This window comes from Streptomyces botrytidirepellens (assembly GCF_003721215.1).
In the GTDB taxonomy this organism is placed as follows: domain Bacteria; phylum Actinomycetota; class Actinomycetes; order Streptomycetales; family Streptomycetaceae; genus Streptomyces; species Streptomyces himastatinicus.
In genome coordinates this window covers 1-25,553 of sequence record NZ_RIBZ01000319.1, presented here as the reverse complement: position 1 = coordinate 25,553, position 25,553 = coordinate 1, and the positions used below count along the sequence as shown (strand labels likewise).

The 25,553-nt window shown below is 72.6% G+C and carries 24 protein-coding genes; 5 read left to right on the top strand and 19 right to left on the bottom strand.

What is annotated here, in order from left to right; all coding sequences use genetic code 11:
• Positions 1 to 59: 59 nt before the first annotated feature.
• A complete protein-coding gene (locus EEJ42_RS27905) occupies positions 60 to 1,676 on the top strand; it encodes a GMC oxidoreductase (protein ID WP_123104158.1) in 1,617 nt (538 codons plus the stop codon).
• Positions 1,677 to 1,718: 42 nt separating this feature from the next.
• Here EEJ42_RS27905 and EEJ42_RS27900 read toward each other — a convergent pair whose 3' ends face one another.
• Together EEJ42_RS27900 and EEJ42_RS27895 are read right to left on the bottom strand one after the other, a co-directional pair.
• Positions 1,719 to 1,946: a DUF5133 domain-containing protein gene (locus EEJ42_RS27900; protein ID WP_123104156.1), complete on the bottom strand. Its 228-nt coding sequence runs from the start codon at positions 1,944 to 1,946 to the stop codon at positions 1,719 to 1,721.
• Between the two features lie 54 nt (positions 1,947 to 2,000).
• The gene (locus EEJ42_RS27895; RefSeq protein ID WP_123104154.1) at positions 2,001 to 3,476 is read right to left on the bottom strand and encodes an MFS transporter; all 1,476 of its coding nucleotides are present in this window, start codon (positions 3,474 to 3,476) and stop codon (positions 2,001 to 2,003) included.
• 61 nt (positions 3,477 to 3,537) lie between these two features.
• Here EEJ42_RS27895 and EEJ42_RS53920 point away from each other — a divergent pair, with 61 nt between their 5' ends.
• Positions 3,538 to 3,666, top strand: coding sequence for a hypothetical protein (locus EEJ42_RS53920; protein ID WP_281291519.1), 129 nt, complete (start codon positions 3,538 to 3,540; stop codon positions 3,664 to 3,666).
• A 78-nt stretch (positions 3,667 to 3,744) separates the two neighbouring features.
• Positions 3,745 to 4,938, top strand: a complete 1,194-nt coding sequence (locus EEJ42_RS27890; protein ID WP_123104152.1) for a cytochrome P450 — start codon at positions 3,745 to 3,747, stop codon at positions 4,936 to 4,938.
• Positions 4,939 to 4,950: 12 nt separating this feature from the next.
• Here EEJ42_RS27890 and alc read toward each other — a convergent pair whose 3' ends face one another.
• From alc to EEJ42_RS27865, 5 genes are all read right to left on the bottom strand, one after another.
• Entirely contained in the window at positions 4,951 to 6,153 is a 1,203-nt protein-coding gene (gene alc, locus EEJ42_RS27885) for an allantoicase (RefSeq protein ID WP_123104150.1), read from the bottom strand.
• A 128-nt stretch (positions 6,154 to 6,281) separates the two neighbouring features.
• Complete coding sequence (gcl, locus tag EEJ42_RS27880; RefSeq protein ID WP_123104148.1) at positions 6,282 to 8,060, bottom strand: glyoxylate carboligase; 1,779 nt, start codon at positions 8,058 to 8,060, stop codon at positions 6,282 to 6,284.
• Positions 8,061 to 8,086: 26 nt separating this feature from the next.
• Positions 8,087 to 8,983 carry a 2-hydroxy-3-oxopropionate reductase gene (locus EEJ42_RS27875; RefSeq protein ID WP_123104146.1) on the bottom strand — a complete coding sequence of 299 codons (897 nt, stop codon included), beginning with the start codon at positions 8,981 to 8,983 and terminating at the stop codon, positions 8,087 to 8,089.
• 33 nt (positions 8,984 to 9,016) lie between these two features.
• Positions 9,017 to 9,850 carry a hydroxypyruvate isomerase family protein gene (locus tag EEJ42_RS27870; RefSeq protein ID WP_123104144.1) on the bottom strand — a complete coding sequence of 278 codons (834 nt, stop codon included), beginning with the start codon at positions 9,848 to 9,850 and terminating at the stop codon, positions 9,017 to 9,019.
• Between the two features lie 56 nt (positions 9,851 to 9,906).
• The gene (locus EEJ42_RS27865; protein ID WP_123104142.1) at positions 9,907 to 11,295 is read right to left on the bottom strand and encodes an NAD-dependent malic enzyme; all 1,389 of its coding nucleotides are present in this window, start codon (positions 11,293 to 11,295) and stop codon (positions 9,907 to 9,909) included.
• Positions 11,296 to 11,706: 411 nt separating this feature from the next.
• Between EEJ42_RS27865 and EEJ42_RS27860 the strand changes: the two genes are divergently transcribed.
• Together EEJ42_RS27860 and EEJ42_RS27855 are read left to right on the top strand one after the other, a co-directional pair.
• Positions 11,707 to 11,907 carry a DUF3311 domain-containing protein gene (locus tag EEJ42_RS27860; protein WP_123104140.1) on the top strand — a complete coding sequence of 67 codons (201 nt, stop codon included), beginning with the start codon at positions 11,707 to 11,709 and terminating at the stop codon, positions 11,905 to 11,907.
• The gene (locus EEJ42_RS27855; RefSeq protein WP_123104138.1) at positions 11,904 to 13,397 is read left to right on the top strand and encodes a sodium:solute symporter family protein; all 1,494 of its coding nucleotides are present in this window, start codon (positions 11,904 to 11,906) and stop codon (positions 13,395 to 13,397) included. Before EEJ42_RS27860 ends, EEJ42_RS27855 begins: the two co-directional genes overlap by 4 nt.
• A 96-nt stretch (positions 13,398 to 13,493) precedes the next feature.
• Here the strand turns inward: EEJ42_RS27855 and rpsN are convergent, their stop codons facing one another.
• The 12 genes from rpsN to EEJ42_RS27795 form a co-directional block, all read right to left on the bottom strand.
• Positions 13,494 to 13,799 (bottom strand): 30S ribosomal protein S14, encoded by a 306-nt coding sequence (rpsN, locus tag EEJ42_RS27850; protein ID WP_123104136.1) that lies wholly within the window; start codon positions 13,797 to 13,799, stop codon positions 13,494 to 13,496.
• The gene (rpmB, locus tag EEJ42_RS27845; protein ID WP_123104134.1) at positions 13,799 to 14,035 is read right to left on the bottom strand and encodes a 50S ribosomal protein L28; all 237 of its coding nucleotides are present in this window, start codon (positions 14,033 to 14,035) and stop codon (positions 13,799 to 13,801) included. The genes rpsN and rpmB overlap by 1 nt, the downstream gene beginning before the upstream one ends.
• An 84-nt stretch (positions 14,036 to 14,119) precedes the next feature.
• Positions 14,120 to 15,565, bottom strand: coding sequence for an ABC transporter ATP-binding protein (locus tag EEJ42_RS27840; RefSeq protein WP_123104132.1), 1,446 nt, complete (start codon positions 15,563 to 15,565; stop codon positions 14,120 to 14,122).
• The gene (locus tag EEJ42_RS27835; RefSeq protein WP_123104130.1) at positions 15,562 to 16,386 is read right to left on the bottom strand and encodes an ABC transporter permease subunit; all 825 of its coding nucleotides are present in this window, start codon (positions 16,384 to 16,386) and stop codon (positions 15,562 to 15,564) included. The genes EEJ42_RS27840 and EEJ42_RS27835 overlap by 4 nt, the downstream gene beginning before the upstream one ends.
• A complete protein-coding gene (locus tag EEJ42_RS27830; RefSeq protein WP_123104128.1) occupies positions 16,383 to 17,336 on the bottom strand; it encodes an ABC transporter permease in 954 nt (317 codons plus the stop codon). The genes EEJ42_RS27835 and EEJ42_RS27830 overlap by 4 nt, the downstream gene beginning before the upstream one ends.
• On the bottom strand, positions 17,333 to 18,919 hold the full coding sequence (locus tag EEJ42_RS27825; RefSeq protein WP_123104126.1) for an ABC transporter substrate-binding protein: 1,587 nt from the start codon (positions 18,917 to 18,919) through the stop codon (positions 17,333 to 17,335). Before EEJ42_RS27825 ends, EEJ42_RS27830 begins: the two co-directional genes overlap by 4 nt.
• Positions 18,912 to 19,751: a class I SAM-dependent methyltransferase gene (locus tag EEJ42_RS27820; protein WP_123104124.1), complete on the bottom strand. Its 840-nt coding sequence runs from the start codon at positions 19,749 to 19,751 to the stop codon at positions 18,912 to 18,914. Before EEJ42_RS27820 ends, EEJ42_RS27825 begins: the two co-directional genes overlap by 8 nt.
• Positions 19,748 to 21,001, bottom strand: a complete 1,254-nt coding sequence (locus EEJ42_RS27815) for an MFS transporter (protein WP_123104122.1) — start codon at positions 20,999 to 21,001, stop codon at positions 19,748 to 19,750. Before EEJ42_RS27815 ends, EEJ42_RS27820 begins: the two co-directional genes overlap by 4 nt.
• Entirely contained in the window at positions 20,985 to 22,073 is a 1,089-nt protein-coding gene (locus EEJ42_RS27810) for a dipeptide epimerase (protein WP_123104120.1), read from the bottom strand. Before EEJ42_RS27810 ends, EEJ42_RS27815 begins: the two co-directional genes overlap by 17 nt.
• Positions 22,070 to 23,161: a PLP-dependent cysteine synthase family protein gene (locus tag EEJ42_RS27805; RefSeq protein ID WP_123104118.1), complete on the bottom strand. Its 1,092-nt coding sequence runs from the start codon at positions 23,159 to 23,161 to the stop codon at positions 22,070 to 22,072. Before EEJ42_RS27805 ends, EEJ42_RS27810 begins: the two co-directional genes overlap by 4 nt.
• Positions 23,158 to 24,021, bottom strand: coding sequence for a Rossmann-like domain-containing protein (locus tag EEJ42_RS27800; protein WP_123104116.1), 864 nt, complete (start codon positions 24,019 to 24,021; stop codon positions 23,158 to 23,160). The genes EEJ42_RS27805 and EEJ42_RS27800 overlap by 4 nt, the downstream gene beginning before the upstream one ends.
• A complete protein-coding gene (locus EEJ42_RS27795; protein ID WP_123104114.1) occupies positions 24,018 to 25,274 on the bottom strand; it encodes an ATP-grasp domain-containing protein in 1,257 nt (418 codons plus the stop codon). The genes EEJ42_RS27800 and EEJ42_RS27795 overlap by 4 nt, the downstream gene beginning before the upstream one ends.
• Positions 25,275 to 25,553 lie beyond the last annotated feature (279 nt).

Here is a 25,553-nt window from a genome sequence, read left to right as displayed (position 1 = left end):
TCAAAAGACCATGTGCACGCAGGATGGGCGGAGTGGCTCATTCCGCCCATGATGCGGCCATGGAAGGAAAACTGACGCGTCGTCACTTTTTAGGGCTGGCGGCCCTCCAGACGGCCGCCGCCCTCGGCCTCACCAGAATCGGCCTCACCCCGGCAGCCGCCGCGCAGAGCGCCGACAACACCCCCGCCCTCGTCATCGGATCCGGCTACGGCGCGGCGGTCGCCGCGCTCCGGCTGGGCGAGGCGGGCATCCGGACCCTCGTCATCGAGATGGGGCGGCTGTGGGAGGCGCCGGACTCGGGCGGGACGGTGTTCTGCTCGATGACCGCCCCCGACCAGCGCTCCATGTGGTTCAAGCGCAGGACCGAGGCGCCGCTGTCCACGTTCCTGTGGCTGGACGTCATCAACAAGGACATCACCCCCTACCCCGGTGTCCTGGACCGGGTGCGGCACTCGAACATGTCCGTCTACGTCGGGCGCGGGGTCGGCGGCGGATCGCTGGTCAACGGCGGTATCGCGGTCACCCCGCCCCGCGCGTACTTCCAGGAGGTGCTGCCGGGCGTCGACGCGGACGCGATGTACGGCACGTACTTCCCGCGCGCCAACCGCATGCTCGGCACCGCCACCATCCCCTCCGACTGGTTCGAGAGCACGGAGTGGTACCAGTACGCCCGGGTCGCCCGCGCCCAGGCGAGCGCGGCGGGGCTGAAGACCGTCTTCGTGCCCAGCGTCTACGACTTCGGCTACATGCAGCGCGAGGCCGCCGGGACCGCTACCAAGTCCGCGCTCGCCCAGGAGGTCATCTACGGCAACAACCACGGCAAGCGCAGCCTCGACAAGACCTACCTCGCGGCCGCCCTCGGCACCGGCAACGTCACCATCCACACGCTCAGCCGCGCCCGGGCGATACGGCGGGCGGCCGACGGCACGTACACCGTCACCGTCGACCGCATCGACACCACCGGCGCGGTCACCGCGACGGACGAGATCGCCTGCCGCGCCCTCTTCCTCGGCGCGGGCAGCCTCGGGACGACCGAACTCCTGCTGCGCGCCCGCGAGACCGGCACACTGCCCGGGCTGAACGCGGAGGTCGGCCGGGGGTGGGGCGGCAACGGCAACGTCATGCTGGGCCGCGCCAACCACGTCTGGAACCCCACCGGGGCCCATCAGTCCACGATCCCGGTGACGGCCATCGACGACTGGTCCAACGCGGCCAACCCGGTCTTCGCCGAGATCGCCCCGCTCCCGGCCGGCACCGAGACCTGGGCCAGCCTCTATCTGGCGATCACCAAGAACCCCGAGCGGGGCACCTTCACCTACGACGCCGCCAAGGACGCCGCCGTACTGAACTGGACGGCCGGGCAGAGCGCCCCGGCCGTCGCCGCCGCGAAATCCCTCTTCGACCGGGTCAACGCGGCCAACGTCACCATCTACCGCTATGACCTCTTCGGCGACACCCGCGCCTTCGCCGCCGACTTCTGCTACCACCCGCTGGGCGGCTGCGTGCTGGGCCGCGCCACCGACGCGTACGGCCGGGTCGCCGGTTACCCGCGGCTCTACGTGACCGACGGATCCCTCATCCCGGGCTCCATCGGCGTCAACCCCTTCGTGACGATCACGGCCCTGGCGGAACGCACCATGGCCCGCGTCCTCGCCGAGGACGACGTGGGCCGCTGACCGACACCACGGCCCCCGGCGCACGCCGTCATCGGCCCGGCGTCATGTGCTCAGCAGGGAGTCGTCCTGGACGCGGGCGCCGGGGAGCCGGTGGCGGGCGGCGATCAGGGCGGTGTCCACGTCCCGGGTCCCGGTGGCCACGCACAGGGTGTAGGCCACGTCGTCCATGCGCTGCCGGACTTCCGGGCTGCCCACGTCGGCGTGCAGGGCGTGCAGGGTCTCGTACTGCTCGATGAGATTGCGCAACACGGCGGGGTGGGCCATCAGCATGGGGGCTCTCCTCGGGTGATGAGACTGCGGACATCGGGCTGGTCGGGCATCCGTCTACCCGGTGCGCGAGGCCCCATGCACGGCCGTCGCGGTCTCGGCCGCCGCGGCGGGGGCCGGGCGCGGCCGGGGGAGGAAGGAGGCGAGGACGAAGGCGAGGAGGGCGGCTCCGGCGCCGACGGCCATGACCACCCGGAAGCCGTTCTGGGCGGGAAGGGCGACGGAGCCGAGCGTGGTGGTCATCTCGGCCAGGACGACGCCCGCCACCGCGCTGGAGATCGAGGTGCCGATGGACCGCATCAGGGTGTTGAGGCTGTTGGCCGCGGCCGTCTCCGTCACCGGCACGGCCGCCATGACGAGCGCGGGCATGGCCCCGTAGGCGAGTCCGATCCCGGCCCCGATGACGCAGGAGACCAGGACGAGGTGCCAGATGGCGGACATCAGTGCGATGTTGAGGCCGTAGCCCGCGGCGACCACGACGGCGCCGAGCATCAGCGTCACCTTGGGGCCCTGGTTCTTGGAGATGCGCGCGGACAGCGGCGCCATGGCCATCATCACCAGCCCCGACGGCGCCATGACCAGGCCGACGGTCAGCATCGACTCCCCGAGGCCGTAACCGGTGGCCTCCGGCAGCTGGAGCAGCTGCGGCATCAGCAGGGACATCGCGAACATGGAGAAGCCGAACACGGCGGAGGCGAGGTTGGTGAGCAGCACCTGACGCCGTGCGGTGGTGCGCAGGTCCACCAGCGGCCGCGCGGTACGCAGCTCCCACCGGCCCCACAGCGCCAGCGTGACCGCCGAGGCGAGGAACAGCCCGAGGGTGAGGCCGCTGGTCCAGCCCCAGGTGGCGCCCTTGGAGATCGCCAGCAGCAGGCACACCAGCGCGATCGACAGACCGGCCGCCCCCGCCACGTCGAACCGTCCGCCGCTGCGCACCGCGGACTCCGGTACGAGCTTGACCACGAGCACGGTGGCGAGCGCGCCGAACCCGGCCGCGGTCCAGAACAGCACGTGCCAGTCGGCGCGTTCGGCCAGCAGCGCCGCGGCGGGCAGGCCCAGGGCGCCGCCGACCCCGAGCGAGGCGCTCATCAGCGCGGTCGCCGCGCCGAGCCGCTCCGCGGGCAGTTCGTCGCGCATGATGCTGATGCCGAGCGGTATGACCCCGGCCGCCAGGCCCTGGAGGGTCCGTCCGACGACCATGGGCGCCAGGGAGTCGCTGAGGGCGCCGACGGCCGACCCGGCGACCAGCAGGCCCAGGCTGATCAGGAGCATGCGCCGCTTGCCGTACATGTCGCCCAGCCGCCCGATCACCGGTGTCGCGACGGCGGCCGCGAGCAGGGTGGCGGTGATGGCCCAGGTGGTGTCCGCCGCGGAGGCGTGCAGCAGGCTGGGGAGCTCGGGGATCAGCGGGATCACCAGGGTCTGCATCAGCGAGACCACGATCCCGGCGAAGGCCAGGACCGCCACGACGGTGTTCGCCCGCGGTGGGCCGGAGGCCCCGGCGGTGGCGGGTCTGGGCAGGGCGTCGGACATGGCGGGGCCTCCGTCTGGGACAAATTTAAATCAGCTGGTTGACTTAATGTACCGGATCGGGTTGCCTGATCACCGGACGACGCCCGGATCGGAGGAGAACGCGGTGGTCACCAACGACGGCGAACAGGTGCTGAACCACGGCCACCCCGCCGACCTCAAGGCCCACCTGGCGTTCCCGGTGCGGTGGTGACCGTGGCGGGCGGGCCGTACGGGATGTGGCCGGTGCCGTCACACAGCAGACCGTCACACAGCACAGGAAGGAAGACGCATGACGCTTGCGGAGTTTCCGATGGCCAGGGCGGCGGGCTGCCCGTTCGACCCGCCGCCCGCGCTGCGGGAGACGACGGAGGAGGGGCCGCTCGCGAGGGTCCGGCTGTGGGACGGCAGCACACCGTGGCTGGTGACCCGGCACGCCGAGCAGCGGGCCCTGCTGGGCGACCCGAGGGTCAGCGCCGACATCACCCGGCCCGGATATCCGAGTCAGGCCCCGCTGCCCAAGGGCGGCACCGCCATCAGCTTCATCCTGATGGACGACCCCGAACACGCCCGGCTCCGGCGGATGGTCACGGCGCCGTTCGCCATCAAGCGGGTGGCGGCGATGCGCCCGGCCGTGCAGAAGATCGTGGACGACCTCATCGACGAGCTGCTGGCCGGTCCCACGCCGGTCGACCTGGTGCAGGCGTTCGCCCTGCCGGTGCCCTCGCTGGTGATCTGCGAGCTGCTCGGAGTGCCGTACGCCGACCACGACTTCTTCCAGGACAACAGCAAGGTCCTCATCAACCGTGAGGTGACGCCCGAGCAGCGGTCGGCCGCCCACGGAGCGCTGCTCGACTACCTGGACGGTCTGATGGGCGAGAAGATCGCCCACCCCGTGGACGATCTGCTGTCCGGTCTCGCCAGGCGGATCACCGGGGGCGAGATGACCCGCGAGGAGGCGGCCCAGATGGGCGTGCTGCTCCTGCTCGCGGGCCACGAGACGACCGCGAACATGATCGCGCTGGGCACTCTCGCCCTGCTGGAGAACCCCGGCCAGCTCGCCCTGCTGCGCGAGAGCGACGATCCGAAGCTGGTGGCCTCGGCGGTGGAGGAGCTGCTGCGCTACCTCAACATCACGCACAGCGGGCGGCGCCGGGTGGCGCTGGCGGACATCGAGGTCGCGGGCCGGGTGATCCGGGCCGGGGAGGGGATCATCCTGGCCAACGACATCGCCAACCGGGACCCCGAGGTGTTCCCCGACCCCGACCGGCTGGACCTCCGGCGCGACGCCCGCCGCCATGTGGCGTTCGGCTTCGGGGTGCACCAGTGCCTTGGCCAGCCGCTGGCCCGGATGGAGCTTCAGGTCGTCTACAGCACGCTCTACCGCCGTATCCCCACCCTCCGGCTGGCCACCGATCTGGAGAAGGTCCTCTTCAAGCACGACGGCTCGGTCTACGGCGTCTACGAACTGCCCGTGACCTGGTGAACCCGCCCCGGCTCAGGCCGGGTTCACGCCCAGCAGGCCGCGTACCCGGGCGGCGACGAGCGGGTCGGTCCCCTCCAGCGCCTTGTGCAGCCCGGACTCGTCGGAGAAGGGCCGCGCGGTCGCGAAGTCCCGCGCCCAGTCCGCCGGGGCACCGCACTCGGCGGTGAGGACGGCCGAAGCCTGGTCCGGCGGCATCAGGTCGAACCAGCGCAGCCCGAGCGCGGCGAGGCCGTCCGGGGTGGGGGCGCCGAAGAGCCGGAGGCGGGCCAGGCCGCCGTCGGGGTGGATGTCCAGCCGGACGTGGGTGACCGGCTGGGTGGTGGTGATCCGGAAGCGGTGCGGGGTGTCGCGCTGCAACCGGGTGCGCGGCAGCAGGTCGAACCACGCGTCGGGGGCGTCCAGGTCCCCGGCGGTGGCGTCGATGCCCTGGAGCCGGGCCGAGCCGGGGGAGTTGCCGATGAAGTACGAGGTGTCGATCGTGGCGTGGGTGATGCGGCCGCGGGCGGCGAGCTGTGCGACGATCCAGTCGTTGCCGTCGTCGCGGCGCCTGCGGGTCTCCCAGCCGTCGCCCATGACCCGGGGCAGCCCGGGGGCCAGGACGTTGTTGGGCGGGGAGTAGAAGCGGTTGCTGGCGTCGACGACCTGGCCGCCGTTCTCCACGGCGGCCAGGTCGAAGGCCGTGGCGGTGAGGAAGCGCGGATCCGGCACCACCTGCCCGTGGACGCGCAGCCGCGCGACGCCCCCGTCGGGGTAGATGCGGAGCCGGACATGGGTGAAGCGCTGCTCCACGTCCACCGCGAAGCGGTGCTCGCTGTCGCCGCGCAGGGCGCTCTTCGGCACGATGGGCACCCACGCGGCGCCCGCGATCTCCTCGGGCGTGGGATGGCCCTCGACCGCACACGCCTCCAGGGCGCAGTGTTCGGGGTAGTTGCCGGTGAAGTGGGCCGTGTCGACGATGACCCCGTGGATCACTCCGGGGGTGCCGAGGCGGACGATCGCCCAGTCGTGGTCCCCGTCCTCGAATTCGGGGCGGCGCCTGCGAGTCTCCCAGCCGTCCATGATCTGGCCCTTGTGGCCGAAGGTGTGGGGCTGGAAGACCGGTGCCGCGGGGCGCAGCAGGTTCTCCTTCTCGGCGAAGAACTCGTCGTTGGCCGCGATGACGCCGCCGCCGAGGGCGCGGGCGGCGAGGTCGGGCAGCAGGGTGAAGTCCGTCATGTCTCTCCTCGGCTCGGGAGTCGGCTCGGGAGCCGTTGCGGTGAGCCTCCCGGCGGCGCGGCTTCGACCGCGTGGATCACGCCGCCGGGAGGAGCTGTGGGGTTGTTGCCGTGCGGTGCCGCCCGGGGTCAGCCGATGGCGGTGCGGACCGCCGTGGGGGCGTGTTCGGGGCTGGTGGCGAGCTCCTCGAACTCGTTGACGTTGTCGAGTTCGGTGCCCATGGACACGTTGGTGACGCGCTCCAGGATGATCTCGACGACGACCGGGACCCGGTGTTCGGCCATCAGCTTCCTGGCCTCTTCCAGCGCGGGGGCGATGCGGTCGGGTTCGAAGACCCGGATGGCCTTGCAGCCGAGCCCCTCGGCGACCTTGACGTGGTCGACCCCGTAGCCGCCGACCTCGGGGGCGTTGACGTTGTCGAAGGAGAGCTGGACGCAGAAGTCCATGTCGAAACCGCGCTGGGCCTGGCGGATCAGCCCCAGATAGGCGTTGTTGACGACGACATGGAGATACGGGATCTGGAACTGGGCCCCGACGGCGAGTTCTTCGATCATGAACTGGAAGTCGTAGTCGCCGGAGAGGGCGACGACGGAGGCGTCCGGGTGGGCGGTCGCCACGCCCAGCGCGGCCGGGACGGTCCAGCCCAGCGGCCCGGCCTGACCGGCGTTGATCCAGTGCCGGGGGCGGTAGACGTGCAGCATCTGGGCGGCCTGGATCTGGGAGAGGCCGATCGTGGAGACGTAGCGGGTGTCCGGTCCGAACGCCCGGTTCATCTCCTCGTAGACCCGCTGCGGTTTGACCGGTACCTGGTCGAAGTGGGTCCTGCGCAGCATCGAGCCCTTGCGCCGGCGGCAGCTGTCGGCCCAGTCGCCGCGGTCCTGGAGGTGGCCGGCCGCCGTGAGATCCCTGGCGGCCTCGACGAACAGCTCCAGGGCGGCCCGGGCGTCGGAGACGATGCCGTAGTCGGGCGCGAACACCCGGCCGATCTGGGTGGGTTCGATGTCGACGTGGACGAACGTACGGCCCTGCGTGTAGGTGTCGACGCCGCCGGTGTGGCGGTTGGCCCAGCGGTTGCCGATGCCGAGGACGAAGTCCGACTCCAGCAGGGTGGCGTTGCCGTAGCGGTGGGAGGTCTGGAGGCCGACCATGCCCGCCATCAGCGGGTGGTCGTCGGGGATGGTGCCCCAGCCCATCAGGGTGGGCACCACCGGCACCCCGGTCAGCTCGGCGAACTCCACCAGCAGATCGGCCGCGTCGGCGTTGATGATGCCGCCACCGGCGACCAGCAGCGGCCGCCGGGCGGACTGGAGCAGGCCCATCGCCTTGTCGATCTGCGCCCGGGTCGCGGTGGGCTTGTGGACCGGCAGCGGCTCATAGGTGTCCGGGTCGAACTCGATCTCGGCCATCTGGACGTCGATGGGCAGGTCGATCAGAACCGGTCCGGGGCGGCCGGACCGCATCAGGTGGAACGCCTGCTGGAACGCGCCCGGCACCTGAGCGGGCTCCAGCACGGTCATGGCCATCTTGGTCAGCGGCGCCGCGATCGAGGCGATGTCGACCGCCTGGAAGTCCTCCTTGTGCAGCTTGGCCACCGCCGCCTGGCCGGTGATGCACAGGATCGGGATCGAATCGGCGCTCGCCGAGTACAGACCGGTGATCATGTCGGTGCCCGCGGGGCCACTGGTGCCCACACAGACCCCGATGTTCCCGGCCTCGGCCCGGGTGTAGCCCTCGGCCATGTGCGAGGCGCCCTCGACATGCCGGGCCAGGACGTGGGTGAGGCCGCCGTTGCTGCGCATCGCGGCGTAGAAGGGGTTGATCGCCGCGCCGGGGAGACCGAAGACGTGAGTGGTGCCCTCACGCTTCAGGATCTCCACCGCCGCCTGAGCCGCTGTCATACGCGCCATGGGGTGTCTCCTGTGGTTCCGGGGGTTCAGTGGATGTCGCGGCCGGCCAGGCGCTCGACGCCGCGCAGCAGTGCGGAGTGGTCCAGGTCGCCGTCGCCGCAGGCGCGGGCGGAGGCGACCAGCTGGGCGACGACGGAGCCGACGGGCAGCGGAGCGCCGACCGCCCGGGCGGCGTCGGTGACGATGCCCATGTCCTTGTGGTGCAGGTCGATGCGGAAACCGGGCTGGAACGAACGGCTCAGTACGGCGTCCCGCTTGCGGGCCAGCACGGTCGACCCGGCCAGGCCGCCGCCGAGCACCTCCAGCGCGGCCCCCAGGTCCACCCCGGCGTTCTCCAGGAACACCACGGACTCGGCCAGGGCCTGGAGATGGACGGCGACCATCAGCTGGTTGGCGGCCTTGACCGTCTGCCCGGCGCCGTGCGGGCCGACGTGCACGATGGTGGTGCCCAGCGCCTCGAACACCGGCTTCGCCTCGGCGAAGTCGTCCGTCTCGCCGCCGACCATGATGGACAGGACGGCCTCGATCGCCCCGGCCTCGCCGCCGGAGACCGGGGCGTCCAGCGTGCGGATGCCCTTGTCCCGCGCGGCGGCCTCGACCTCCAGGGAGGTCTGCGGGGTGATGCTGCTCATGTCGATCAGCAGGGTGCCCGGCGCGGCGTGTTCCAGGACGCCGCCCTCGCCGAGGACGACCTCCTTCACCTGCGGGTCGGCCGGGACCATGGTGATGACGACCTCGGCGTCGCGCACCGCCTGCGCGATGCTGTCCGCGGCGTGGCCACCGGCCGCCGTGAGCTTGTCGACGGCGGGGCGGCTGCGGTTGTAGCCGGTGACGGTGTGCCCGGCCTTGACCAGGTTGGCGGCCATCGGGCCGCCCATGATGCCCAGGCCGATGAAGGCGATCTTCCGTGGAGTGGCGGTCATGGTTTCCTCCGTGTGGTTGCTGTGAGGGCTCGGTCAGGCGTGGGCGGTGCTGCCGCGCCGTTCGCGCGGGAGCCAGTCGAAGCTGTCGGCGCTCGGGCCCTGGGCCTTGTACTCCAGGCCCACCCAGCCGTCGTAGCCCGCCGCCTCGATCGCGGTGAGCTGCCCGTCGAGGTCCAGCCCGCCGGTGCCCGGCGCGCCCCTGCCGGGCGCGTCCGCGATCTGCACATGGCCGATGCGGTCCGCGTGGGCGGCGATCACACCGGCCACGTCGTCGCCGTTCACGGCCAGGTGGTAGAGGTCGGCGAGGAAGCGCACATTGCGGGCGCCGGACGCGCGCTCCACCCGGTCGATGGCGCCGAGCGCGTCCGCCGCGGTGAGCAGCGGGTACGCGGGGGCGCCGCTGACCGGCTCCACCAGCACCGTGCCGCCGATGCGCCGCGCCGCCTCGGCCGCGAGCGCCAGGTTCTCGGTGGCGAGGGCGTCCTGCTCCGCCGGGTCGGCCCCGTCGACGCGGTTGCCGTACAGGGCGTTGAACGCGCGGCAGCCCAGCTGTTCGCCGATCCCGACGGTCACGTCGATGTTGTCGCGGAACTCCGCGCTGCGGGCGGGCCAGGACACCAGGCCGCGGTCGCCGCCCGGCATGTCCCCGGCGAAGAAGTTCAGCCCGGTCAGCTGGACCCCGGCGTCCCGCACCGCGCGGACGAAGGCGTCGACGTCCTTGTCCTCCGGCACAGCGACCGCGTGGGGCCACCAGAACTCGACCGCGTCGAACCCGGCGGCCTTCGCTGCGGCCGGGCGCTCCAGCAGCGGCAGCTCGGTGAAGAGGATCGACAGGTTGACCGTGTAGGGGAGACGGTGGGCGCTCATTTCTCACATCCCAGGACGTAGGTGCTCTTGTCAGGTGCTCTTGCCAGGCGTTCTTGTCAGGTTCGGGTGCGGCTCGCGTCCCGGACCGCCGCGGCGACCGCGGGCGCGACGTCCGGGTCGAAGACGCTGGGAACGATGTGTCCGGCGTGCAGATCCCCGGCCGCCACCGCGTCGGCGATGGCGCGGGCCGCGGCGATGAGCATCGCGTCGGAGATCTCCCGGGCGTCCGCGTCGAGGAGTCCGCGGAATATGCCGGGGAAGGCCAGCACGTTGTTGATCTGGTTGGGGTGGTCGCTGCGGCCGGTGGCGACGACGGTGGCGTGGCGCCGCGCCCGGACCGGATCGACCTCGGGGTCGGGGTTGGCCAGGGCGAAGACGATCGCGTCGTCCGCCATCGCGGCCACGTCCTCTCCGTTCAGGATGTCGGGTGCGGACACGCCGATGAAGACGTCCGCGCCGCGCAGGGCGTCCGCCACGTTGCCGGAGCGGTTTCCGGCGTTGGTGTGCTCCGCGAGGCGGCGGCGGGAGTCGTCCAGCCCGGCCCGGTCGCGGTGGATGACACCGGCGCGGTCGCAGGCCACGATGTCGCCCGCGGCCTCGGCGGCCAGCAGCCGGATGATGGCGGTCCCCGCGGCGCCCACACCGCTCACCACGATCGTCGTATCGGGGAGTTTCTTGCCGACCACGCGCAGGGCGTTGGTGAGGGCGGCGAGGACGACGACGGCCGTGCCGTGCTGGTCGTCGTGGAAGACCGGGATGTCCAGCTTCTCGCGCAGCCGCCGTTCGATCTCGAAGCAGCGCGGTGCGGCGATGTCCTCGAGGTTGACACCTCCGTACACCGGGGCGATCAGCTCGACGGCCCGGACGATCTCGTCGGTGTCCTGGGTGTCCAGGCACACCGGCCACGCGTCCACGTCGGCGAACCGCTTGAACAGGGCGGCCTTGCCCTCCATGACGGGCAGGGCGGCCGCGGGGCCCAGGTTGCCCAGGCCGAGCACGGCCGATCCGTCGGTCACGACCGCGACCGTGTTGCGCTTCACGGTGAGGCGCCGGGCCTCGTCCGGGTCGGTGGCGATGGCCCGGCACACGCGGGCGACCCCGGGGGTGTAGGCGCGGGAGAGGTCGTCGCGGTGGCGCAGCTCGACCCGGGGGACGACCTCCAGTTTGCCCCCGGTGTGCATGAGGAACGTGGCGTCGCCGACCGTGCGCACACCCACCCCGTCCAGCGCCGCCACCGCTTCGGCGATGACCTGGATGTGGCCGCTGTCGACGGCGTCGCAGGTCAGGTCGACCACGATGCGGTCGGTGCCGGTCTCGACGACGTCGAGTGCGGTGAGCACGCCCCCGGCGTCGCCCACCGCCGCGGCCAGCCGCCGGGTGGAGGCGGCGTCGGCGGGGGCCTCGGCACGCAGGGTGAGGGCGCATCCGGGACTCGGTGTGGGCATGGGCTGACCTCGCACGCTCGGGGCGCCTCTGGAACGCCGGGTTGCTTCATCCGCCACTTCCGTGAACTTCCACGATGCGGATAGTGATTTTTGCTTAGCGGAATAACAACCCCTGGGGTGCGTCGGAGTCAACCCCCCGGTAGCGATGGGTCCGCTTCAGTAAAAGGTTTGATCAGCCCGCAGCGTGCGAAGCGTTGACATGGGGTCGCGGCCGACCTATACATCTCCCAGTTGAAAAAAGTTTTCCGCGAAGTGGAATGGCCTGGATCGGGGAGAGGTGACCGCCCCCTCCTCCAGGGCCGAGCCGTCCCCCGGTGGCATCACCCCGGCGGGACCGTCCCACGCTCGTGTCATCCCCAGAGGAGCCCCGCCCCGTCTGTGGAGTGCGGCCCGCCCCAGGAGGTTCTTGACGTGAAACCCATCCATCTGCTCGGCGCGATCCCGTTTCTCGGGATCCTCGGGGGGATCTTCTTCGTGAACCGGGTGACGCCCTACGTCCTCGGTATGCCGTTCATCCTCTTCTGGCTGGTCCTGTGGGTCGTCCTGATCTCGGTGACCATGGCCGTCATCTACCGGCTCGACCCCGCCAACCGTGAAGAGGAGACCTCGTGATCGCCCTCGCCGTCATCGGCCTCTTCCTCGCCGCCTCGCTGCTGCTGGGGCTGCGCGCCCGCCGCGGCAGGGACATGGACCTCGAACAGTGGTCGGTCGGCGGCCGAGGCTTCGGCACGATCTTCGTCTTCCTGCTGCTGGCCGGTGAGATCTACACGACCTTCACCTTCCTCGGCGCCTCCGGCTGGGCCTACGGCAAGGGCGCCCCGGCGTACTACATCCTCTGTTACGCCTCACTCGCCTATGTGCTGTCCTACTGGCTGCTCCCGGCCGTGTGGCGCTACGCCAAACAGCACCGGCTCATCTCGCAGTCCGACTTCTTCGTCGCCAAGTTCGAGAGCCCGCTGCTCGGTGCGCTCGTGGCGCTCGTCGGTGTCATCGCGATGGTGCCGTACCTCGTCCTCCAGCTGAAGGGACTCGGGATCATCGTGTCGGTCTCCTCCGACGGCAAGATCCCCTCCCACTGGGCCATCGTGATCGGCACCATCGCCCTGACCGTCTACGTCACCATCTCGGGCATTCACGGTTCCGCGTGGACCGCCGTCATGAAGGACGTCACCATCCTCGCGGTCGTCCTGATCCTCGGCATCTACCTGCCGATCCACTACTTCGGCGGCTTCGAGAACATGTTCCAGGCGGTCGACAAGAGCCAGGCGGGCTTCCTCACGCTGCCCTCCAGCGGGATGAGCACCTCGTGGTTCGCCTCCACCGTGCTGCTCTCGGCACTCGGCTTCTACATGTGGCCACACACCTTCAGCGCCTCCTACAGCGCGCAGAACGAACGTGTCTTCCGCCGCAACGCCATCTTCATGCCGCTCTACCAGCTCATCCTGCTGTTCGTGTTCTTCGTCGGCTTCACGGCCATCCTCGTCGTGCCCGGCCTCAAGGGCGCCGACGCGGACCTCTCGCTGCTGCGCATCACGACTGCCACGTTCCCGTCGTGGTTCGTGGGCATCGTCGGCGGCGCGGGACTGCTCACCGCGCTGGTCCCCGGATCGCTGCTCCTCATGACCTCCGCGACCTGCCTGGCGAAGAACGTCTACCGCCTCGCCCGCCCACAGAGCAGCGACCAGCAGGTGACCCGCCTGGCGCAGTGGCTGGTCCCCGCGCTCGCGCTGGTGTCCCTCTACTTCACCTTCAACGGCGGCAGTTCGATCGTGTCCCTGCTGCTCATGGGCTACGCCCTGGTGACCCAGCTCTTCCCCGCCCTGCTCGCGAGCCTGGCCAAGCGGCAACTGGTCACCAAGCAGGGGGCGGCCGCGGGCATCGTCGTCGGCGTGGTCACGGTCGCCGTCGTCACCCTCTCCGGTGTCACGGTCGGCAGCCTGATGCCGGGCCTTCCGCAGAGCATCAAGGATCTGAACGTGGGCGTCATCGCGCTGGTCCTCAACGTCGTGGTGATGGCGGCCGTTTCCGCCGCCACCCGCACGGCGGGACGCTCCAGCCCCGCCCCGCAGGTCCAGCCCGAGGCCGCGGCCGGAGCGGGCTGACCCGCGNGCGGGCTGACCCGCGCCCCGCACACACGCCGCCACCCCCGGCCCGGCCGGGGGTGGCGGCGTGTGTCGGTGGCCCTCGTAAGCCACGGGTCACCAGCTGCTCTTGGTCACCCCGGGAAGCTCGCCCGCGTGCGCCATCTCGCGCAGCCGGATGCGGGACAGCCCGAAGGCGCGCAGATGGCCCCGGGGGCGGCCGTCGATGGAGTCCCGGTTGCGTACGCGCGTGGCGCTGGCGTCACGCGGCTGGCGGCGCAGCTCCCGCTCGGCGGCGAGGCGTTCCTCCTCCGGGGTGTGGGGAGCGGCGATGAGCGCCTTCAGCTGGGCGCGGCGCTTGGCGTAACGGGCGACGATCGCGCGCCGCCGCTCATTCTTGACGATCTTGCTCTTCTTCGCCATCAGACCTTCCCTCCCCGGGCGCGGATGCGGGCCACGGCCGCTTCGATGCCGATGCTGTCGACGGTCTTCACGGCCCTGGCGCTGAGCGTGAGCCGGACGTGGCGCCCCTCGCTGGGCAGCCAGTAGCGCTTGCGCTGGATGTTGGGGTCGAACCGGCGCTTGGTGCGGCGGTGGGAGTGGGAGACGTGGTTGCCGAAGCCGGGTCGGCGTCCGGTGAGTTGGCAGTGGGCGGACATGGGTCCTCTCTGGTCGTGTTCGTCGTCGGTTCGGGGGATATGCGGGTGCCACCGTAGCAGCTAGATGAAAATGATAACCAAAAGCTAGTGCCTGGCTGCCTCGGTCGTCTCACCCGCCTCCACCACGACGGTCCGCGAGGCGAGCGCCGCGGTGGCCGCGTCGTGGGTGATGAGGATCAGCGCCAGGTCGTCGCGGTCGCGCAGCAGCGTGGTGAGCAGATCGAGGAGGCCGCGCCGGGTGACGGTGTCCAGGCCCGAGGTGATCTCGTCGCACACCAGCACCCGGGGCCGGGCGAGCAGGGCGCGGGCCAGCGCCGCACGCTGGAGTTCACCCCCGGACAACTGCCCGGGGAGCCGGTGCGCCAGCTCGTCCACCAGCCCGAGACCCTCCAGGGTCGTCCGCGCCTCGGCCCGCGCCGCGGCCGGGGTGGCGCCCCTCAGCCGTACCGCCGTGCGCGCCACCTGGTCCAGCACCGGCCGGTGTTCGTCGAAGGCGGCCCGCGCATCCTGGAAGACGTACTGGACGGCGGCGATCTGCGCCCGGGTGCGCGAGCGCAGACTGCGCGGCAGGGGCGTCCCGTCGAGCAGCACCTGTCCGTCGTGGTCCCGGTGGAGTCCGGCCAGACAGCGGCCGAGGGTGGTCTTGCCGCTGCCCGAGGGGCCGAGGACGGCGAGGCAGGTGCCGCTGCGGACGGTGAGGTCGCCGGTGCGGAGCACGGGGGTGGCCCCGTGGCGTGCGGTCAGGCCGCGCACCCGCAGGACGGTGTCGCCGGGCGGCACGGGCCCCGTGGCCTTCGGCGCGGGCCCGTGTGCCGCGAGGAGTTGGCGGGTCCAGGAGTGGGCGGGCGCGTGCCACACCCGCTCGGCGGGTCCCGCCTCCACCACCCGGCCGTCGCGCATCACCACGACCTCGTCGGCGAGGGTCCGCACCACGTCGAGGTCGTGGCTGAGCAGCACCACGGCGATGCCCTGTGCGGCGACCGCGGACAGCCGCTCGACGACGCGCTGCTTCGTCACCGGGTCCTGCCCGGTGGTCGGTTCGTCCGCGACCACCACCCGGGCCCCCAGGAGCAGCGCCTGCGCGAGCACGACACGTTGCTGCTGGCCGCCCGAGAGCTGATGCGGATAGCGGCGCAACACCTGCTCACCGTCCGGGAGTTGGGCGAGCGCCATGGCGCTGAGGACGCGTTCGCGCGCGGCGGCCCGGCGCTCGGAGCGCGGTAGGTTCCGCACCTGGCCGCGTGCGATGTCGCCGAGCAGCGCGCCGACCCGGCGGGCCGGGTTGAGGACGGCGGCCGGGTGCTGGGGCACGTATCCGGCCGGACCGTCGGCCACCCGGACCCGGCCGGTGACCCTCGCCCCCGCCGGGTACTCGCCGAGCAGCGCGAGGCCCGTGGTGGTCTTGCCGCTGCCGGACGAGCCCACCAGCGCGGTGACCTTCCCGGGCAGTGCCCGCAGGCTCACCCCGTCGACGATGGCCCGGCCGCCGATCTCGATGCGCAAGTCCTCGATCTCCGCGACCGCGCTCATGTCCGTTCCCCCTTGTCCGGTTGACTACGGCGCTCCAGCACGGCGTCGCACAGCAGGTTGCTTCCCGTGGTCAGGGCGACGATCAGCAGCGCGGGCACCACGACCGCCCAGGGCTGGACGAACAGCCCGGTGCGGTTGCGGTCCACCATGACGGCCCAGTCCGCGGCGTCCGGTGCGACACCGACGCCCAGGAACGCGGCCGTGGCCACCAGATAGAGCACCCCGGTGAGCCGGATCCCGGCGTCGGTGGCGAGAGTGCGCACGGTGGACCGGCCGACGTAGCCGACCCCGATCCGCCACCCGCTCTCGCCCTGCATGCGCAGCGCCTCCACCGCGGGGCGCGAGGCGGCCTCGGCCGCGGCGGCGCGTACGATCCGGGCGGCGTCCGGGATGTTGACGAGCGCCACCAGCAGGGCGAGCCCCGCGGGACCGGGAGCGGCGACGGTGGCCACCAGCAGGAGCAGCAGCAGCGACGGCACGGCGAGCAGCACATCGAGGGGGCGCATGAGCAGGTCCTCCAGCCGCCGCCGATGGGTCAGCGCGGCGAGGAGCCCGAGCGGCAGGGCGATCAGATAGGTGAGGGCCGTCGCGGCGAGCGCGACCAGGACCACCGGACGTCCGCCGAGGAGGATCTGCCGCCACACGTCGCGGCCGGTGAAGTCGGTGCCCAGCCAGTGGCCGCCGCCGAGCGTGAAGGACACGGCGCGCGGCCCGGCCTCGCCCGCGACGTACGGCCCCAACAGGGCCAGGGCGAGCGGGACACCGGCGAGCACGGCGGCGAGGACATAACGCCCCGGCCGCCTGCCGAGGGGGACACTCACGCCGTGACCTCCGCCCGGGGAGCGAACCGGTGGGCCACCAGATCGGCACCGGTGTTCAGCACGACGGTGATGAGCCCGAACACCACGGCGAGCCCCTGGACGACGGGCATGTCGCGTTCGGCGACCGCGTTCAGCAGGACGGTTCCCAGCCCCGGGATCACGAAGAGGCCCTCCACGACGATGACGCCGCACAGCAGCCAGTCCACGGTGCGGGCGAGGTGCTGGGCGGCCGGGGCGACCGCGTTCGGCAGGGCGTGCGCGTAGCGCACCCGGACACCGGACACGCCGTACCGGCGGGCCTGCGCGACGTACGGCGAGGCCAGCGCGTCGATCATTCCGGCGCGCACCAGACGGGTCAGCGAACACACCGGCCGGGACAGCAGCACGAGCACGGGGAGCACCAGGGTGGCGGGGTGGGCGAGCAGCTCGGTGCCGTAGCCGACGGCGGTCGCCGGAAACCAGCCCAGCCGCAGCGCGAAGGCGGTCACCAGGAGCGTGCCGAGGGCGAATTCGGGGACGGCGTAGACACCGAGCGCCACCGAGCTGATGACCCGGTCCGTACGGCGCCCCGCGTAGCGGGCCGCGAGCACCCCGAGACCGACCCCCAGCGGCACCAGGAGCAGCAGCGTGAGCCCGGCGAGCAGCAGCGTCGGGCCGAATCCGTCGCTGACGTACGAGCCGACGGGGCGGCCGGAGACCAGCGAGGTGCCCAGGTCGCCGTGGAGCAGCCCGGTCGCCCAGTCCAGCAGGCGTACGGCCGCGGGCCGGTCCAGGTCCATGGCGTCCCGGATGGCGGCGATCCGTGCCGGGTCGGGCTGGTCCCCGGCCAGGGCCACGGCGGCGTCGCCCGGCAGCGCCTCGGTGAGCGCGAACACCAGCAGCACCACGGCCACGGTCTGCGCCGCGCCGAGCAGCAGCCGCCGGGCGAGCCAGGAGCGCAGACCCGTCACCGCAGCCAGACCTTGTCGAACCGGGCCCAGTCCAGGGTGTTGGCCGGTGCCCGGCGGTCCACGCCGCCCACGGTGCGGGCCGTGCCGATGATCCAGTCGGCGAACCCCCAGACCAGGAAGCCCCCTTCGGCGTACAGGCGGCGCTGCATGCGCTCGTACACCGCGGCGCGATCCCGGTCGTCCCGGGTGGACTGGGCCTGCTGGTAGAGGGCGTCGAAGTCCTTGTGCTGCCACTTGGTGGCGTTGGTGGTGGAGCCGGTGAGCAGCCGCTGGGAGAAGTGGGATTCGATGGGCATGGCGCCGGAGCGGTAGCTGCACAGGGTGCCGGAGTCGAGGATGTCGTTCCAGTAGGACTCCTTGCTGCCGTTGCGGACCGTGATGGTGACCCCGGCCTTGGCGGCCTGGTCGCGGAAGATCCCGGCGGCCTCGGTGAACCCGGCGGCGACGGCCGAGGTGTCGAGGGTGACCCGGAGGTCTTCCGCGCCCGCCTGCTTCAGCAGCTTGCGTGCGCGTCCGAGGTCCTGTTCGCGCTGCGGCAGGCCGTCGGCGTAGTACGCGTAGCCCTTGCCGAAGAGGTCGTTGCCGATCTCGCCCGCCCCGGACAGGGCGCCGTTGAGCAGCTCCTTCCGGTCGGCGATCAGGAAGAACGCCTCACGGACCCGCTTGTCGTCGAAGGGCGGTCGGTCGGTCTTCATGGCGAACGCCTGCATGGCGCTGCCCGGCAGCCGGACGATCTCGATCTGGCCCGCCTTCTCGTGGGCGCGCGCCGTGGTGGGGCTCAGCTCGTGGGCGTATTCCACCTGGCCGCCGAGGAGGGAGTTGACGCGCGCGGACTCGTCGTTGGCGACGATGAACTCCAGCTGGTCGAGGTAGGGGGAGCCGTCCCAGTAGTCGTCGTTGCGCCGCAGGACGGTGGAGCGGCCGGGGGAGAACGAGACCAGGCGGAAGGGGCCGCTGCCGACCGGCTTCCCATCGAAGTCCCCGGCACCCTCGGGGACGATGTACGCGCCGAACGCGGCGAGCACATTGGGGAATTCGGCGGTCGGGCGCTTGAGGACGAACTCCACGGTCCGCCGGTCCAGCGCCCGGCTGGCCTTCAGGTCGATGGGTTCCAGGGACGCCTTGGCGCGGAAGGTCTTCTCCGGGTCGGCGATGCGGCGGTAGCTGAAGAGGACATCGTCCGCGGTCACCGGCTTTCCGTCGTGGAAGGCGGCGTCCCTGAGGGTGACCTTCCAGCGGTCCAGGCCCGCGTTCGGCTCCCACGCCGAGGCCAGGCGCGGCCGGGCCACGAGGTCCGCGTCGTAGTCGGCGAGCTTGTCGTAGAGCGCCTTGGCGCGGGCGGCGTCGGCGAAGAGGCTGCCCAGATGCGGATCGAGGCTCTCGCTCGCCCCGCCACCGGCGAACGCGGCGCGCAGCCGCCCGCCGCGGCGCGGCGGGCCACCGCCCGGTCCGTCGCTGCCGGAGGGGGAGCCGCCACATCCGGTGAGGGCGAGCGCGCCGAGCGAGGCCGCGCCCGAGGCGGCGAGAAAGCCACGGCGGCGCAGGTCCGGGTGGCCGAGGCGGTGGGCGGGATCGTCATGCATGCGGTGTCCTTGGCTGGTGGTGTGCGGACACGCCCTCAGGCGTGTCCAGCCGGGCGATGAGGTGCAGCCGGTCGGCGTCGGCCCTGACGCCGGGGGCGTCGCCGTCCCGCCACGGCGGTTCGGTGCGCGGCCCCGGTCCGTCGTGGAGCGCGAGGACGGTGAAGCCGTGGGCGGCCAGGAAGTGGCGCAGTTCCTGGGGCAGGAGCAGCCGCCACGCGGAGCGCTGCTCGACCGGCGGCGATCCGTCGTCGGCGGTCCACACCCGGGTGCGGCGCAGCAGTTGCGCGGTCCGGTCGACGCGCAGCGTGGTGGTGGACCGGTAGCCGGTTCCCCGCCACGTGAACGTGTCGACGGACGGGGTGTCCAGGAGGTCGGTGCGGCCCAGGAAGTACGCGCCGTTGCGCATCTCCGCCACGAGGAGGCCACCGGGCGTCAGGGCGCGGCGGCAGGAGCCGAGGAAGCCGTCGAGGTCGTCGTTGCCGTGGCAGTACAGCAGGGCGCTGTCCAGACAGACGACGGCGTCGAACGTGCCGAGCGCGAAGCCGCGCAGGTCGGCCCGGCGGTACTCCGGCCCGGGATGCCGCTCGCGGGCGTAGCCGAGCATCGCAGGGGAGAGGTCGGCTCCGGTGACCGCCCGTCCCGCGCGGTGCAGATACGCGGCGTCGCGCCCGGTGCCGCAGCCGATGTCCAGGACGCGCCGCCCCGCGCCGTACCGCCGCAAGGTGTCCTCCGCCCAGCGTCCGGCCAGCCGCTCGGGGTCCGGGAACCGGGCCTCGTACAACTCCGGGCTGTCGGTGAGCAGATTGCCGGATCTTCTGCTGTCCCCGCTCACGCCGCCGCCACCACGGCTTCGGTCCGGGCGGGCAGCGCACCGGAGCGGTGCAGCCACGCGACACCGCCCGCCGAGGCGAGGCCGAAGCCCGCGCAGCAGGCCCAGGGCAGCCACGCGGCGCCCCCGCGCTCCCCGGTGTCCATGGCCCAGCCGACGGCCGTGTTGCCGACGGCCGCGGCGATGCCGGACACCACGTAGAACACCCCGAAGTAGGTGCCGGTCAGCTCCGGCCGTCCGAAGCGCGGGATCAGCTCCATCACGAACGGCTGGGCCGCCATGATCCCGAGATACAGCAGCAGCGCACCGGCCAGCACCGGCAGCGCGTACAGCACCGCCGTGCCCCGCCCGCCGGGCGAGGCGCCCGCCACCAGCAGGGGCGGGACGAAGGCCAGCCCCATGAGGGCGAGGCCCGCGCCGATCCACCGCGCCCGGCTTCCGCGCCGCTTCAGGGCGCGGGTGACGCGCAGTTGCAGCGCCAGGTTGGCGAGCGTGCCGACGAGGAACACGAGCCCGGCCGCGCCGTCCCAGCCGGTGGCCCGGCGCGCCCCGGCGGGCAGCAGCAGATACAGCTGGTTCTCCAGGGTGAACATGCCGACCATGGCCAGGGCGAAGGCCAGGAACGCGCGGTTGCCCACCACTTCCCGCCAGTCCGCGAGGACACCGCCGGCCGACGGCTCGACCTCCCGGGCGGGCAGCACCAGCGCCTGGGCGACGGTCAGCACCGCGAAGATGGCGGCGGCGGTGAGCGCCGAGGCCCGGAAGTCCACGAGCAGCAGCGCGCTGCCGAGCAGCGGCCCGATGAGGGCGCCGGTGGTGGCGAACACGTTGAACAGGGCGAACGCCTCCGCCCTGCGCCCGCCCGCCTCGCGGGCGAGATACGCCCGCACGGCCGGGTTGAACAGGGCCCCCGCGAGGCCGCTGAGCACGGACGCGGCCAGCAGCACCGGCAGCCCGTCGCCGAGCGCGAACAGCGCGAATCCGAGGGTGCGTACGGCGCACCCGGCGATGATGACGCCCCGCGCGCCCAGCCGGTCCGCCGCCGATCCGCCGATCAGGAACAGGCCCTGCTGGCTGAGGTTGCGCACCCCGAGGACGATGCCGACGACCGCCGCCGACATGCCCAGATCCTCGCCGAGGTGGGTGGCGAGATAGGGGATGAGCAGATAGAAGCCGGTGTTGACGCCGAGCTGGTTGACCAGGAGCAGCCGGATCGCGAGCGGGAATCCGCGCAGTTCACGCCACGTCTTCACGGTGGCCCTCCTCTTCCTCTGCGCAGGCTCCGGTGGCGGTGGCGAGCGGCCGTACGCCGAGCCCGGGGCGGCCACTGGCCCGCACCACACCGTCGGTGCCGCCGATGCCGGTCCACGGGTCGTGGGCGAGCAGCAGGTGTCCGTCCAGGTCGGCCCAGCGGGCGTGGCCCGCGAGGTGGACGGCGGGCGCGATGCCGAGGGTGCTGGCGGTCAGGCAGCCGAGCATCAGCGCGGTGCCACTGCCCTCGATGAGCGAGGCGATCCGCAGCGCCGCGCGGACACCACCGCACTTGGCGAGCTTGACGTTGACTCCCTGCACGCGCCCCGCGAGACGGTGGACGTCCTCGAGGGACACCGCGTCCTCGTCGGCGATGACGGGGAGCGGGGAGTGTTCGGCGAGGCGGGCCAGCGCCTCGGGGTCGCCCGGAGCGATGGGCTGCTCGACGGCCTCGACGCCCAACTCGGCGCATAGGGGGAGCAGTTCACGCGCCCGGGCCACGCTCCAGGCGCCGTTGGGGTCGAGCAGCAGCCGGGCGTGGGGTGCGGCGGTCCGTACGGCCCGTATCCGCGCCATGTCGTCCTCGGCGTCCGGGGCACCGGCCTTGACCTTGATGACGGAGAACCCGCTGTCGGCCAGGCAACGGGCCTGCGCCGCGGCGCGCCCGGCCGGGACGATACCGAGGGTGCGGGCGGTGGCGGCGAACGGCTCCGCGGTCGCGCCGACGAGCCGGTGCACGGGACGGCCCGCGCGCTTGCCGCACAGGTCGAGGAGCGCGGATTCGACGGCCGCCGTCACCGCGGCGGGCCGACGGCCCGGTTCCTCCTCCCACAGGGCCCGCAGCGCGCTCTCCGGGTCGGCGAACCGGCCCAGCTCCAGGGCCGCTTCGTGCAGCAGCCGCTTGAGGGTGGCGGTGTCCAGGCCGTAGTACGCGCTGCTGACGGCCTCCCCGTGGCCGCGCTGTCCCGCGTGCTCGATCCGCAGCCACACGGCGTCGCGCGCGGCCATGGTGGAGCGGGATATCCGCAGCGGCTCGGCGAGGTGGAGGGTTACGGTGCGTTGGCTGACGTTCACGGGCTCTCTTCCCGGATCGGGATCCCGCCGGTCAGCGGGTCGGTGACGGTGGTGCAGCGGACCCAGCCGGTGGCCTCGGCGGCGTGCGGGTGGGCGATCTGCACGGGACGGGTGGCGGCGGCGGTGAGGTCGACGCCGTGGGCGGTGGTGAAGTCGTCGTCGTAGACGGTGCCGAGGTAGCGGTGCGGCCCGTCGGGGAACACGGTGGCGACGACGGCGCCGGGGTGGACACGGGCGGCCCAGGCGGCGACGAGCCCGACCGCGCCGGTGCTCCAGCCGCCGCTGACGAAGCTGCCCCGGGCCAGTCGGCGGCAGGAGTCCGCCGCTTCGGCAGGGCCGACCCAGTGGACCTCGTCGAAGGCGCCGTAGGCCACGTTGCGCGGATGGATGCTGCTGCCCAGACCCCGCATGAGCCGGGGCCGGGCGGGCTGGCCGAAGATGGTCGAGCCGGTGGCGTCGACGCCGATGAGCCGCAGCCCTGGCCAGTGCCCGCGCAGCGGGTGGACGATGCCCGCGCTGTGGCCGCCGGTGCCGACGCTGCACACCAGGATGTCGAGGTGGTCGAGCTCGGCGGTCAGTTCGTGGGCGAGGGAGGCGTAACCGGCCGTGTTGTCGGGGTTGTTGTACTGGTCGGGCCAGTAGGCGTCCGGCAGCAGGGCCAGCAGCGCGCGCAGCCGGGCGAGGCGGGCGGCCTGCCAGCCGCCCTCGGCCGCCGGGCGGTCGACCAGTTCCAGCTGGGCGCCGTAGGTGCGCAGCAACCGCCGCATCGACGGTTCCAGCTCGGTGTCGCAGACCAGCACGATGGGATGGCCGAGCGCCTGGCCCGCGAAGGCCAGTCCGATCCCCAGGGTGCCGGAGGTGGACTCCACCACCGGCGCACCGGGCCGCAGTTCACCGCGCTCCCGGGCGCCGAGCAGCATGGACACCGCGGCGCGGGCCTTCATGCCACCGGCGCCGAGCCCTTCGAGCTTGGCCCAGAAACCGGGGTGGGGGCAGGGCAGATCGGTGGTGACGCGGGCGAGCGGCGTGCGGCCGAGCAGCGCGAGGAGGTCGCTGTCGGCGGTGGGGTGATGGACGGCCGTGGTCATGCTGGACCCCCGTAGTGGCCTCCGTAGCAGTGGATCAGCCCGGGGCCGCCGTCCAGCCAGAAGAACGGGTAGGGCTCGGCGCACACCGCGGTGACCCCGGCGCCCAGGAAGCGCGGCAGGATCGCGCTGCCGGTCTGCGCGAACATCACCAGCTGCTTCCCGTGGCGCAGCGCGTGCTCCCGCAGCGGCTCGAAGGTGCCGTTGCCGAGCGTCATGCCGGAGGCGAGCACGGCGTCGCAGCGGTCCAGGTGGGCGAGCGCGTCGGTGACGACCGGCTCGCCCCATTCCGTCGTACCGCCCTTGAGGTCGCACGCCACATAGTCCAGGCCGCGCGAACGAAGCGCTTCCAGAAGGGAGTTGACGACACCGACGACCAGGACGGTCCGGCCCGGCTCCGGGCCGAGCAGCCCGGCGACGGACTCGGCTCGGGCGCGGGACTTCTCCAGCGAGGTACCGGCGGCCAGCGGCTGCGGGCGCGCACCGGACGCGGAGGTGTGCGGCAGCATCCGCAGGAGATAGGCGTCGAGGGCGGCGATGCGGACCGGCGTCAGCTCGTGGCGCAGCAGCCGGGCCACGTCCGCGCCGACGCACGTGTCGATCGCCTCGTCGGGCAGCGCGCCCGGCTCGACCGCGCACGAGCCGACGGCCTCGCCCAGCCGCAGGCTGAGCACCTCGTTGCGATAGCCGCCGCTGCGGCCGTCGTGGCGTACGGCCTGGCGGGTGGTGAAGGCCACGGCGATGCGCTGGGTGCGCGGATCGGGCCCGAAGGCGCCGTCCAGTACCCGGTCGGCCAGCTCCTCGTACGAGAAACACGGTGGCGGCGACGAACACGGCGGCGCCGAGGGCGGAGGCGCGGTCACCGGGCCACCACCCGCGGGCGCAGTCCGGACAGCAGCGCTTCGACCCGGGCACGGGCCCCGGGCCCTTCGGGGTCGCCCGCCATGACGTGGCCGAGGTATTCGTTGTTGCTCCCGGCCGCCTTGACGGTCCTGCCGGGCTCGGCGAGCTGGACCTCCAGCACGTCCGGCGCTTCCCGCACCGCGTCGCCGCCGTCGACCGAGGCCAGGGTGCCCGCGGTGTCCGGCACCAGGAATCCGATGGCGGCGCTGCGCAGCCCGGTGTCCCAGCCCCGCAGGTCGGGCCGGTGGCCGAGGGCGACGTCCACGCAGGCGGTGGCCAGGTCGACCCCGGTGACATGGCGGATCAGTTCGGTGATGCGGTTGCCCGCGGGGCGCGGGTTGACCTCCACCACGCGCGGCCCGGCGGCGGTCAGCTTGATCTCGGTGTGCGCGACGACGCTGTCCAGGCCGAGCGCCTTCAGGGCGAGCAGCGCGGTCTCGCGCGCGGCCGCGGCGTCGGCGGGTGCGAGCGCGGCGGGGAACATGTGGCCGGTCTCGATGAACGCGGGCGCCCCGCCGACGCTCTTGTCGGTCACCCCGATCACCTCGGTGGTGCCGCCGTACGACACGGTTTCGACGCTGACCTCCGGGCCGTCGAGCAGCTCCTCGAGCAGCACGGCGGGGGAGCGGCGCTGGCCCCTGGCGTTGACCGGGAAGCCGTCGAGCGCGCGCCACGCGTCCCGCAGCGCGGCCTCGTCGTCGACGCGCCGTACGTACATCCCGGCGCACAGGTCCACGGGCTTCACGACCAGCGGATAGCCGATCTCCCGGGCCGCCTCGGCCACCTCGGCCCACGCGGAGCGCACCGCGAACCGCGGTCCGGGCACTCCGGCGGCGTCGAGGACGCGCCGGGTCGCGTCCTTGCGGCAGGCGTTCCCCACCGCTTCGGCCGACGGGCCGGGAAGCCCCAGCCGGTCCGCGAGGCGCGCCGCCACCGGCAGGTAGTAGTCGCAGGAGGTGATGACCCCGTCGAAACCGAGAGCGGTGTGCAGCCGCTCGACCGCCGGCAGCAGGGTGGCGGTGTCGTTGGTGTCGGCGGTCAGCACGTGGCGCGCGGCGAGCAGCGGGTGGGCGGTGCCCTCGGGTGCGGAGCGCAGGTAGTGGTGCAGGTCGCGGGTGAGGAAGGTGAACGCGTGCCCGCTCTCGCGGATCGCCCGTGGCAGCAGCCTGCTCATCGATCCGACCCAGCTCTCCACCATCAGCAGATGAGCCACAACTCTCCTTCGTCGCCGTGCGGTTGAGGTTCCGGGCAGGCCGGGCCGCGCCCTTGGCGGCAGGGGCACCCGTCTTGACCGCCTAGACGATATCGATAATCGTTTTCATTGTCATCTGATGATCCGACGGGATCTGCCTGAGCTGATTGCGAGACACATGACCCCGGCTGCACGACGCACCGCCCTGTGGTGCGCGCTCGCGGCGAGCGCCGCCGCCCTCCTCCCGGGCACCCCCGCCCGCGCCGCCACCGCCACCGCCGCCCCGCCGCTGCGCTTCGG

Coding starts and splice junctions, on each gene's coding strand:
- gcl (WP_123104148.1), bottom strand. CDS start 8,060: ATGGCGCGTATGACAGCGGCTCAGGCGGCGGTGGAGATCCTGAAGCGT.
- EEJ42_RS27870 (WP_123104144.1), bottom strand. CDS start 9,850: ATGAGCGCCCACCGTCTCCCCTACACGGTCAACCTGTCGATCCTCTTC.
- EEJ42_RS27805 (WP_123104118.1), bottom strand. CDS start 23,161: ATGACCACGGCCGTCCATCACCCCACCGCCGACAGCGACCTCCTCGCG.
- rpmB (WP_123104134.1), bottom strand. CDS start 14,035: ATGTCCGCCCACTGCCAACTCACCGGACGCCGACCCGGCTTCGGCAAC.
- alc (WP_123104150.1), bottom strand. CDS start 6,153: ATGACGGACTTCACCCTGCTGCCCGACCTCGCCGCCCGCGCCCTCGGC.
- EEJ42_RS27905 (WP_123104158.1), top strand. CDS start 60: ATGGAAGGAAAACTGACGCGTCGTCACTTTTTAGGGCTGGCGGCCCTC.
- EEJ42_RS27895 (WP_123104154.1), bottom strand. CDS start 3,476: ATGTCCGACGCCCTGCCCAGACCCGCCACCGCCGGGGCCTCCGGCCCA.
- EEJ42_RS27840 (WP_123104132.1), bottom strand. CDS start 15,565: ATGAGCGCGGTCGCGGAGATCGAGGACTTGCGCATCGAGATCGGCGGC.
- EEJ42_RS27900 (WP_123104156.1), bottom strand. CDS start 1,946: ATGCTGATGGCCCACCCCGCCGTGTTGCGCAATCTCATCGAGCAGTAC.
- EEJ42_RS27890 (WP_123104152.1), top strand. CDS start 3,745: ATGACGCTTGCGGAGTTTCCGATGGCCAGGGCGGCGGGCTGCCCGTTC.
- rpsN (WP_123104136.1), bottom strand. CDS start 13,799: ATGGCGAAGAAGAGCAAGATCGTCAAGAATGAGCGGCGGCGCGCGATC.
- EEJ42_RS27865 (WP_123104142.1), bottom strand. CDS start 11,295: ATGCCCACACCGAGTCCCGGATGCGCCCTCACCCTGCGTGCCGAGGCC.
- EEJ42_RS27825 (WP_123104126.1), bottom strand. CDS start 18,919: ATGCATGACGATCCCGCCCACCGCCTCGGCCACCCGGACCTGCGCCGC.
- EEJ42_RS27875 (WP_123104146.1), bottom strand. CDS start 8,983: ATGACCGCCACTCCACGGAAGATCGCCTTCATCGGCCTGGGCATCATG.